Annotated in this window: 10 protein-coding genes and 1 pseudogene; 2 read left to right on the top strand and 9 right to left on the bottom strand. The window is 65.9% G+C overall.

Annotated elements, in window-relative coordinates:
• The 4 genes from AC1DKV_RS39195 to ndk form a co-directional block, all read right to left on the bottom strand.
• The coding region (locus AC1DKV_RS39195) for a helix-turn-helix domain-containing protein (protein ID WP_477139596.1) at positions 1 to 709 on the bottom strand (709 nt) is incomplete at its 3' end.
• Positions 702 to 1,481: a type IV pilus biogenesis/stability protein PilW gene (pilW, locus tag AC1DKV_RS39190; protein ID WP_477139595.1), complete on the bottom strand. Its 780-nt coding sequence runs from the start codon at positions 1,479 to 1,481 to the stop codon at positions 702 to 704. The genes AC1DKV_RS39195 and pilW, both read right to left, overlap by 8 nt.
• Complete coding sequence (gene rlmN / locus AC1DKV_RS39185; RefSeq protein ID WP_477139594.1) at positions 1,478 to 2,647, bottom strand: dual-specificity RNA methyltransferase RlmN; 1,170 nt, start codon at positions 2,645 to 2,647, stop codon at positions 1,478 to 1,480. The genes pilW and rlmN overlap by 4 nt, the downstream gene beginning before the upstream one ends.
• Positions 2,648 to 2,700: 53 nt before the next feature.
• Entirely contained in the window at positions 2,701 to 3,126 is a 426-nt protein-coding gene (ndk, locus tag AC1DKV_RS39180; protein WP_477139593.1) for a nucleoside-diphosphate kinase, read from the bottom strand.
• 350 nt (positions 3,127 to 3,476) lie between these two features.
• Here ndk and AC1DKV_RS39175 point away from each other — a divergent pair.
• Positions 3,477 to 4,175, top strand: a pseudogene (locus AC1DKV_RS39175) (Bax inhibitor-1/YccA family protein); the annotation flags it as partial.
• Positions 4,176 to 4,296: 121 nt separating this feature from the next.
• Here the strand turns inward: AC1DKV_RS39175 and rlmD are convergent.
• Complete coding sequence (gene rlmD, locus AC1DKV_RS39170; RefSeq protein WP_477139597.1) at positions 4,297 to 5,601, bottom strand: 23S rRNA (uracil(1939)-C(5))-methyltransferase RlmD; 1,305 nt, start codon at positions 5,599 to 5,601, stop codon at positions 4,297 to 4,299.
• A gap of 318 nt (positions 5,602 to 5,919) precedes the next feature.
• On the opposite strand from rlmD, the gene AC1DKV_RS39165 reads away from it, so the two are divergent.
• Entirely contained in the window at positions 5,920 to 6,789 is an 870-nt protein-coding gene (locus AC1DKV_RS39165) for an endonuclease/exonuclease/phosphatase family protein (RefSeq protein ID WP_477139592.1), read from the top strand.
• Between the two features lie 79 nt (positions 6,790 to 6,868).
• Here AC1DKV_RS39165 and AC1DKV_RS39160 read toward each other — a convergent pair whose 3' ends face one another.
• The 4 genes from AC1DKV_RS39160 to AC1DKV_RS39145 form a co-directional block, all read right to left on the bottom strand.
• A complete protein-coding gene (locus AC1DKV_RS39160) occupies positions 6,869 to 7,717 on the bottom strand; it encodes a 3'-5' exonuclease (protein ID WP_477139591.1) in 849 nt (282 codons plus the stop codon).
• Positions 7,714 to 8,880, bottom strand: coding sequence for an RNA polymerase sigma factor RpoS (gene rpoS / locus AC1DKV_RS39155; protein ID WP_477139590.1), 1,167 nt, complete (start codon positions 8,878 to 8,880; stop codon positions 7,714 to 7,716). Before rpoS ends, AC1DKV_RS39160 begins: the two co-directional genes overlap by 4 nt.
• 6 nt (positions 8,881 to 8,886) lie before the next feature.
• Positions 8,887 to 9,741 carry a peptidoglycan DD-metalloendopeptidase family protein gene (locus AC1DKV_RS39150; RefSeq protein ID WP_477139589.1) on the bottom strand — a complete coding sequence of 285 codons (855 nt, stop codon included), beginning with the start codon at positions 9,739 to 9,741 and terminating at the stop codon, positions 8,887 to 8,889.
• Between the two features lie 8 nt (positions 9,742 to 9,749).
• A partial coding sequence (locus tag AC1DKV_RS39145) for a protein-L-isoaspartate(D-aspartate) O-methyltransferase (RefSeq protein ID WP_477139588.1) occupies positions 9,750 to 10,504 on the bottom strand: 755 nt, incomplete at its 5' end.

Here is a 10,504-nt window from a genome sequence, read left to right as displayed (position 1 = left end):
CGGCCACCGGGGCTGGCGTGGCCGCCACGGCGGCAGGCACGGCCGCAACCGGCGTGGCCGGCTCGACCGCCACCGGGCCGCTGGCCGGCAAGGCTTCGGAAGGCGCGGGTGCGTCGGAGGCCGCCATCACCGGCGGCAGTGCCGCCGTGACGGTGCCGGGCTCGCTACCCTGCGGCGCCGTCGCGGCCGGCGGCGCGCTCAGGCCTTCCTTGCGCGCCTCGAGCCATTGCTTGAAATGATCCAGGCCGAACAGCACGCCGCCGCCGATCAGGGCAACCACCAGGGCCAGCMAGATCCAGCGCCCGCCCGAGCCGCTCGAGCCGAAGCGGTTGCGGTCGTCGAAACTTTCGTTGAGGCCGCCTTCGCGGCGCGTGCCGATCGCCACCACGGGCACGGCCTGCGCATGGAAACGCGCGAGCAGCGCATCGATGTCGACATGGAGCATGCGGGCATAGGCGCGCATCACGCCCTTGGCAAAGGTCACGTCCGGCAGCGCCGCGACATCGCCCTGCTCGATGGCGGCCAGCTTGTGCGCGGCAACCTTCAGCCGCGCGCTGACATCTTCCAGCGAGAAGCGCTGATCCTTGCGCGCCTGCGCCAGGCGTTCGCCAATCTCGCGCGCCACCGCCTCGCGTCCGGCGTCGGCGGTGGTACCGCCCACGTGACCCGTCGCTGCAGTCTGGCCTTCGGCGCGCTCTTGCTCACTCATCCCATGCTCCTTGTTCGTATGCGGTCAACTCACGCGAGTCGGGAAAACGGCTGCGCAGCTGGGCCACCATGGCATTCTGCGCCGCGACGTCGCCCTGACGGCGGGCAATGCGCGCACCCAGCCAGAGGGATTGCGCGCTGACGAAACTACTGTTGTTGACGCGCCCGGTGTATTCCTTCGCACGCGGGAAGTCCCCGCGCTGGTAGTAGAGCAACGCCAGGTTATTGTTCACTTCCGGGTTGTTGCGGTCGTAGCGCAACGCGCCGAACAGGCTCTTCTCGGCCGCCTCGCCGTCGCCGTTGCGCAACTGGCAGGCGCCGAGGCTGGTCAGGGGCTTGACCGGGCCGCTTGCCGACGGCACCGTGATCGCGCGCTCGAGCAAAGGCACGGCCTCCCGGTAACGGCCGTTCATGCAAAGGAACCAGCCGTAGTTGTTGAGCACGTCGCCATCGTCGGGACGCATCGACAGCGCGCTGCGGAAGCTGTCCTCGGCCAGCGCGCGCTCGTTCATGTTCATGTAGACCAGCGCGCGAATATGGTAGGCATCGACCAGCGTCGGGTCGATGGCGATGGCCTGCCTGGCCTCATCCAGCGCGACGCTATATTGGCCKGCCKACAGGTAGCTGGTAGCCAGCTGCAGCCGGATGGTGGCGCGCCGCTTGACATCGGTCTGATCGGACGCGGTCTGGACATCCGGCTTGGGCGGKGGCGGCAGCTGGCAGGCAGACAGCATCATCAGCCCCATCAGGACTGCGACTATCAGACGCGTCATGCAGGGCGAGCCTCTTGCGGCTGGCCGGCACCCGGCGCGCTTGCCATGGGTGCCGCCACGATTGGCGTGATCTTCCCGAACTTGCCGCGCTCCGCCAGGCGGGTGCGGTCCTTGACCTCGCCGGCGAGCTGGCCGCACGCCGCATCGATGTCGTCGCCACGCGTCTTGCGGATGGTGGTGACGATGCCCGCATCCATCAGGACCTGGGCGAAGCGGCGGATCTGGTCGTTGTTMGAGCGCTTGAGGCCCGATTCCGGGAAGGGATTGAACGGGATCAGGTTGAACTTGCATGGCACGTCGGCCACCAGCTTCAGCAGTTCCCGGGCATGCTCGACACCGTCGTTGACGCCGTCCAGCATGCAGTATTCGAAGGTGATGAAATCGCGCGGCGCAAACTCGAGATAACGGCGGCAGGCCGCCATCAGTTCCGCCAGCGGGTAYTTCTTGTTGAGCGGSACCAGCATRTCSCGCAGCGCATCGTTGGATGCGTGCAGCGACACCGCCAGGGCCACGGGCAGGTCCCTGGACAGCCGGTCCATCATCGGCACCACGCCGGACGTGGACAGCGTCACGCGCCGGCGCGACAGCCCGTAGGCATTGTCGTCCAGCATCAGGCGCATGGCGGGGACTACCTGGTCGTAGTTCAGCAGCGGCTCGCCCATGCCCATCATCACCACGTTGGAGATGACGCGGTCGTCCTTGGGGCCGCGCCCCAGCTGGGCGCGCATGGCGAACTCGGCCATCCASARCTGGCCGATGATCTCGCCRGTSGACAGRTTGCGCGAGAARCCCTGCTTGCCRGTCGARCAGAACCGGCAGTTGACGGCGCACCCSGCCTGCGAGGACACGCACAGCGTACCGCGCGTTTCCTCGGGGATGTACACCGTCTCCACCGCATTGCCGGCACCGACGTCGAGCAGCCATTTGCGCGTGCCGTCGGCCGACAGGTTGTCGGTGATGGCGGCAGGCGAGCGGATCTCGGCGCGCGTGGCGAGCTTTTCGCGCAGCGACTTGGCGAGATCCGACATGGCGTCGAAGCGGCTGGCGCCGAACTGGTGAATCCAGCGCTGCAACTGCCGCGCACGAAACGGCTTCTCGCCGAGCTCGCCGCAATAGGCGGTGAGCGCGTCCGCATCCAGATCGAGCAGGTTGACGAGATCGTTCATGACGGCAGTATCGACTTCAAGGTCAGTCTAGTGCTGGGGAATAAACCAGACAATCAGCGGCTGTAAACGTTCATGCCGGGGAAGAAGAACGCGATTTCGACGGCAGCCGTTTCCGCTGCGTCMGAGCCGTGCACGGCATTGGCGTCGATGCTGTCGGCGAAGTCGGCGCGAATGGTGCCCTTGTCGKCCTTCTTCGGGTCGGTTGCGCCCATCAGGTCGCGGTTCGTCAGGATGGCGTTCTCGCCTTCCAGGGCCTGGATCATGACCGGGCCGGAAATCATGAAGTCCACCAGGTCCTTGAAGAACGGGCGGGCGCTGTGCACGGCGTAGAATTGCTCTGCTTCGCCGCGCGACAGGTGAGCCATCTTGGCAGCCACGACCTTCAGGCCGGCGGCCTCGAAGCGAGCGTAGATCTGGCCGATGACGTTCTTCGCCACGGCATCCGGCTTGATAATGGACAGGGTGCGTTCGATCGCCATAAAAACTCCGAAAAATGAAGGGGTTACAATTGGAATAAACGTGCAATTCTAGCACGAGACGGTTATGGTTTCGATAACGCCCCTGCCGCCGCGCCACCGCCCTGGCCGGCCAGCCCCCCTTGCCCGGCAATAGGCCCCTTTAGTCACTTTGATATTTGCTGGCCTACAGGGAACGCCGGGCGCGGCCGATAATCGAATGAACGTTGGCCGCGCGGGGCGAGATTACACCTTGATGACAAAGTGGCGGTTAAGTTTCACAGCCCTTGCAATTCGCCCTATGCGATGCCACATTGGCGATGTGCCCGCCTGGGTCAACCCGGCGCCTCACCGTTCTTGAGACAGGAGTCACCATGGATAACAAGCTGAATACCTACGGTTTCGGCAGCGGTACCGCAACCAGCGACGTTGTGGTCCGCAATCGGGTAATGCGCAACACCTACTGGCTGCTCGCCATTTCGATGATCCCGACCGTCCTCGGCGCCTGGATCGGCGTGGCGACCGGCTTCAGCCTGATGCGGGGCAGCCCCGGCCTGTCGCTGATCCTCTTCCTGGGGATCGCGTTCGGCTTCWTSTAYGGCATCGAGAAGACMAAGAACAGCAGCATGGGCGTGGTCCTCCTGCTAGCGTTCACTTTCTTCATGGGCCTGATGCTGTCGCGGCTGATCGGATCCGTGCTGCAGTTCTCGAACGGCCCCGCGCTKATCATGTATGCCTTTGGCGGCACTGCGGCGGTATTCGGCGCCATGGCGACMGTCGCCACGGTCAGCAAGCGCGATTTCTCCGGCCTGAGCAAGTTCCTCTTCGTCGGCGTGATCCTGCTGATCCTGGCCAGCGTMGCCAATATCTGGCTGCAACTGCCGTCGCTGATGATCACGGTGTMGGTCATCGCCATCGGCATCTTCTCGGCCTACATCCTGTTCGACGTGCAGCGCGTGCTGAACGGCGGCGAGACCAACTACATCACGGCCACGCTGGCGATCTACCTGGACGTGTACAACGTCTTCGCCAACCTGCTGGCGCTGCTGGGGATTTTCGGCGGCAGCCGCGATTAKGAGCCCCGCTTCGCTTCGTTTGAAGCAAGCGCCCGGACAGACGACCTGACCGCACCGCCCCCCAAAAAAGAAGCCAGCGCATCCGCGCTGKCTTTTTTTCGTGCCGCCAGCCCGGGCGTTAATCGCGGTCGAACACCGCGATCGATTCCACGTGGGAGGTATGCGGGAACATATTGACCACGCCCGCGCCCGACAGCCGGTAGCCGGCCTCGTGCACCAGCAGGCCGGCGTCGCGCGCCAGCGTGGCCGGGCTGCACGACACGTAGACGATGCGCCGTGGCAGCACATCGCTGCCGGCCCGGGCCAGCTCTGCGAGCGCCTTGCACACCGCCAGCGCGCCCTCKCGCGGCGGATCGACCAGCCAGCGGTCGAAGCGGCCCAGCGCGGCGATATCCTCGGCACCAACCTCGAACAGGTTGCGGCAGGCAAATTCCGTCTTGTGGTCTAGGCCGTTCCTGGCCGCATTGGCCAGCGCCCGCGTCGTCAGCAGCTCGCTCCCCTCGATCCCCATCACCGTGCGACCGCGCGTGGCCAGCGGCAGCGTGAAGTTACCGATACCGCAGAACAGGTCGAGCAGGCGGTCATCAGGCTGCGCATCKAGCAGGCTCAACGCCCGCCCGATCAATACACGGTTGATCTGGTGGTTGACCTGCGTGAAATCGGTSGGCTTGAACGGCATGCGGATGCCKAACTCGGGCAGGGTGTAGGCCAGCTCGCGGTCCAGCGGATAGAACGGCACGACCGTGTCCGGCCCCTTGGACTGCAGCCAGAACTGCACTTCGTGCCGGTCGGCGAAGGCGCGCAACAGGTCCTCGTCCGCCGTGGTCAGCGGCTCCAGGATGCGCAGCACCAGCACGGTCACGTCCTGGCCGACCGCCAGCTCGATCTGCGGYATGCGATCGCGGATCGACAGCCCCGTGACCAGCTCGCGCAGCGGTACCAGCATGGCCGAGACATGCGGCGGCAGCACTTCACAGCGCGTCATGTCGGCCACGAAGCTGCTCTTGCGCTCGTGGAAACCGACCAGCACCCCACCCTTCTTCGCGACATAGCGCACCGTCAGGCGGGCGCGGTAGCGGTAGCCCCAGTCGGGCCCGGCGATCGGGCGGAACACCACGTCCGGGCGCAGCTTCGACAAGTGCCAGAGATCGTCTTCGAGCACGCGCTGCTTGATCGCCAGCTGCGCGCGCGAGTCCAGGTGCTGCATCGAACAGCCACCACAGACGCCGAAATGCTGGCAGCCCGGCTTCACCCGCATGGGGGTGGCCTGCTTGATCTCGACCAGCGCCGCCTGCTCGAAGCTGGCCTTGCGCTTGAAGCTGCGATAGCTCACGGTTTCCCCGGGCAGCGCGCCTTCGACGAAGATCACCTTGCCGGGAGTGCCGTCCTCGTTGACCAGCCGGCCGACGCCGCGCGCCTCCATATCGAGGCTATGGATCTGCACGACCGGCTGGGCGGCGGAGGGAACGGCAACAGGAACGGACGAGGCGGCGGGAACGCCACCTTCCGGCGCCGGTTGGGCTTGCGGTTGAGTCACGGCTTGGGACACTTGGGGAGCTGTCGTATTGTTTTGCGAAAGCGCGATTGTATTCCAGACCCGGCCCGGCACGGCCGCCCAATGGGGCGATGCCGGGTGAAGGCGGACACGGCCAGCGACGAAACGAGCGCACGACAAGTGCGCGCGATTGGCGCAACATGGACACAGCGTGCAAACCCAGCCGGCAGGCGAGCAGGAGGCGACATGGAACTGATCTCGTGGAATATCCAGTGGGGCCGCGGCGCCGATGGCCGCGTCGACCTGGCCCGCACGGTGCGAACGCTGCGCGCCATTGCTGATGCCGACGTGCTGTGCCTGCAGGAAGTCACGCGCGGATACACCGAACTCGGCGGCGGCCCMGGTGCCGACCAGGTCGCGGAACTGACGGCGCTGCTGCCCGGCTACCGCATCCTCTACGCACCCGGCGTCGACCGCCTGGCCGCCGACGGCTCGCCGCGCCAGTTCGGCAACCTGATCGCCACGCGCCTGCCGGTGCGCGAGGTATTCCGCCACGCCCTGCCCTGGCCCGCCGACGCGACCGTGCCATCGATGCCGCGCGTAGCGCTGGAAGCTACCGTGATGGCAGACGACCGGCGCCTGCGCGTGATCTGCACACACCTGGAGTACTACTCCACGCATCAGCGCGCGGCCCAGGCGGATGCGCTGCGCAACTGGCACCGCGAGGCCTGCGAGCACGCKAGCCAGCCTGGCTTGCGCGAAGGCAGGCCGGGCCCGTTCACACCCGAGCCGCGCCCCGTTTCCGCGGTACTGTGCKGGGATTTCAACAGCGTCCCCGACGATATCGCCTACTTGCGCATGCTGGCCCCGTACGACAACTCGCACGAGCCCGGCGTGGTCAGCTGGCACGACGCGTGGATGCGCGCCCACCCCGGCCAGCCCCACGCGCCCACCTGCGCGCTGMACGACAAGGAACAGTGGCCGCAGCGGCCCTTCGCCTGCGATTTCATCTTCATCACGGAAGACCTGCAGCCGCGCTTGCTGTGCTGCGAGGTGGACGGCGAAACGCAGGCTTCCGACCACCAGCCGCTCTACCTCTCGCTGGCGGACGAATAGCGCCCGGGGACGAATGGCAAACGCCCCGGCGCGGCATGGCCGCGACGGGGCGTTGCAAGACAAGCGGCAAGCGCGCGGTTCAGATCTCGGGTTCTTCCTCGTCATCGCCGCCGGCATGCACCGGCTTGATGCGAAAGGCACGCAGGTAGTCCATCCACTGCGCGCCGGGCAACTCGGCAAGCGACTCCTGCACGAACTCGACTTCGGTATCGAACTGCCGGGGCGTCAGCCCGCCACGCATCAGCTKGAAGCGGCAATACACCAGGTAGGTATTGACGACATCGGTCTCGCAGTAGTCGCGGATCGCGCCCAGCTGACCGTCCTGGTAGGCCTGCCAGACCTTGCTGCCGTCCATGCCCATCTTGCCGGGAAAGCCGCACAGCTTGGCGAGGTCATCGAGCGGCGCACTGGCGCGCGGCTGATACATGGCCAGCAGGTCCATCAGGTCCAGGTGCCGCATGTGATAGCGGCTGATGTAGTTGTTCCACTTGAAGTCGCGGCTGTCGGACTCGCTGCCCTCGCCCATCTCCCAGTAGCGCGGCGCCAAGATGCCGTGCACCAGGCCGCGGTAGTGCAGCACGGGCAGGTCGAAGCCGCCACCGTTCCACGACACCATCTGTGGCGAGTAGCGCGCCACCAGGTCGTAGAACTTCTGGATCAGGACAGCCTCGCCATCTTCCGCCGTACCCAGGGAGCCCACATGGAAAACCGGGCTGCCGTCGCGCTGGTTGCGCCGCAGGACACACGAGATCGCGGCGATGCGCTGCAGGTAATGGGGCAGGAAATCGCTGCCGGTCTTGTCGCGCCKGGCCGCGAAGGCATGCTCCGCGACTTCGGCATCGGTCATTGAATCGGGATGGTCGTGAAGACGACGCAAACCATCGACATCGGGAATGGTCTCGATGTCGAATACCAGCACAGGTGTCATAGAACGGCGTCCTTGCGCACGCCTTGGGAAGCGAAATGGCGCTTGAGCTTGACCAGCGCCTCTTGCTGGATCTGGCGCACGCGCTCGCGCGTCAGCCCCATCTCCTCGGCAAGTTCTTCCAGCGTGGCTGGCTCGATATGGTTAAGGCCGAAGCGGCGCTCGACGACGTAGCGGTGTTTCTCCGACAGGCGCGCCAGCCACTGCTTCATCAGGTTTTCCAGTTCGCGGTGCGCGACTTCCTGGTCGGGCGCGGCGTTATGCTCGTCCGAGAGGAAATCCAGCAGGCTGGAACCGGGATCCAGGTCGAACGGCGTATCGAGCGAGGTGGTGTGCTCGTTGAGCGMGAGCACATCCTGTATCTCGTCGGGCGTCTTGCCCAGCAGGTGGGCGATGTCCTCCAGGCTTGCGTCGCGCCCGTCCGTGCCGCCCTTTTCCAGATGGCGCTTGGCGCGCAGCACCTGGTTGAGTTCGCGGATCACATGGACCGGCAGGCGCACCGTGCGGGCCTGGTTCATGATKGCACGCTCGATGCTCTGGCGGATCCACCATKTCGCGTAGGTCGAAAAACGGAAGCCGCGCGAGSGATCGAATTTCTCGATGGCATGCATCAGCCCGAGATTGCCTTCCTCGATCAGGTCCAGCAAGGGCACGCCCCGATTGAGGTAGCCCTTGGCGATACTGACCACCAGTCTCAGGTTGCGCTCGATCATGACCTGCCGCGCCGAGAAATCGCCGCCCTTGGCCAGCGTCGAGAAATGCAGCTCCTCGGGCGCGGACAGCAGCGGCTTGATGCTGATGCGGTTCAGGTAGTGCTGGACCGTATCGGCGGCCAGCTCGGTATGCAGCACGGTGCGGAAGTCGTCGTGGTCCGGCGCAGCGGCTTCCCTGCCGTTCTCACCTTCCTCTTCTTCGTCGGCTTCGTCGTCTTCCTCGTCGCGGGCCTGGCGCTCGACTTCCTCGACCATCAGATCGGCTTCGCGCAGGCCTGCCGCGCTGCCGGTGGTGATCGGCTCATCGGTCAGCGGAACGAGGTCGGCAGCGGGATCCTGGTCGTATGCCTCGGCATCGGCCTGGGCCACGCCAGCGGACTGCTGCATCTCCGGCTGCTTGGAACGCCGGGTCCGGCTGGTGCTTCCGGTTGARACAGTTTTCTGGCGTGGCATGAATCCTCACTGTGGCGGCAGATACCGCATCGGATCGACTGGTTTCCCGTTTTTTCTGACCTCGAAATGCAGCTTCACTCGATCGGTGTCGCTGTTGCCCATCTCTGCAATCTTTTGTCCCTTGCGGACCGTTGCCTGCTCAGTCACCAGCACCTTGTCGTTGTGGCCGTACGCAGTGAGATATGTATCGTTGTGTTTGATGATGACAAGATTCCCGTAGCCGCGCAAGGGGCCAACGTGAATCACGCGGCCGTCATCGGCAGCCTGTACCGGATCGCCCTTCTTGCCGGCAATATCGATGCCTTTGTTGCCCTTGTCGTCAAAGCGGCCGATCAACTGGCCGGTCACCGGCCATGCCAGCTTGATACCGTTGTCCGCGGCGGCACCGGAAGCCGGCGCGGCGGACGTGGCGGGCGCGCCGGAGGCGGCCGCCGACGGCAGCGGCGTGGGCACCGGGCGGGCCTGGTCGATCGGCTGGCCTTGCACGCTGCCCGGCGTCACCGGCACCGTGGCCACGCCCGGGCCGGCGTTGACGTCGGCTCCCGGGGGCGCCACGCGCAACAATTGACCCACTTCGATCTGGTTCGGGTTGGTCAGCTGGTTCCAGGTGGCCACGTCGCGATACGATTGGCCGTTCTCCAGCGCGATTCGATAAAGCGTATCGCCTCGCTTGACTCGATAGTATCCAGGCGGTGCGGGCTCCAGCGGGKCAACCCCCGMCACGCCGGCGCCGGACGTGCGGTCCACCACGGGAGCCGGCATCGGCGAGGAGGCACACGCCGCCAGCAGGGACAACAACAAAGACGCGGTGACAAGCTGCCCGGCACGGGCGATACGTTCCGTATTCACGATATTGTGCATAGTTCGACTCAGATGGTGCCCGATTTTAATGGCACAAAGAAAACGGCTTCAAGCGCGGTCCGGTGAAATCGATGGCGGTTACGCCGCTCGATCAACAATAACTGCTGCGTGACGGTCTGGCCCGGCCCGCCGGCGGTGGGCGCCACGGCAACCGGGGCGATCAGGCGCCCGCCAATGGCCAGCTGCTCCAGCAACGCCTGCGGCACCTCCATGCCGGCGGCGGCCAGGATGATGGCGGAAAACGGCGCGGCCTGCKGCAAGCCCAGCATGCCATCGCCGTAATGCAGGCGCAGGTTTGGCACGCGCAGCGGCCGCAAGTTCGCCTTGGCTTGTTMGTGCAGCGGACGGATCCGCTCGATAGAGAACACTTCGCTCGCTACCAGGCTCAGTACCGCCGCCTGGTAGCYGCAGCCGGTACCGATCTCCAGCACGCGCGCCAGGGGCTCGTCGGCGGCCAGCCCGTCGCGCAGCAGCTCGATCATGCGCGCCACCACCGACGGCTTGGAAATGGTCTGCTGGTGGCCGATCGGCAGCGCCGCATCTTCGTAGGCCTGCGACGCAAGGCCTGGCTCCACGAAAAGGTGGCGCGGCACGGTGGCGATGGCGTCGAGCACGCGGTCGTCGCGAATGCCTCCTGCGCGCAAGCGTGCCGCCAGCGCGCCGCGCGCACGCTCGGAGGCCATGCCGCCGCCGCCCGCGGTGGCAGCGCTGGCTCGCGCCTGCACCGCGCTGGCMGCCGGCGCCGGGGTGGGCAAGCCTGGCG

It is taken from the genome of Cupriavidus sp. 05T41, from assembly GCF_056396525.1.
The sequence above is the reverse complement of the archived record's forward strand: the minus strand, read 5'-3'. Positions and strand labels throughout refer to the sequence as shown.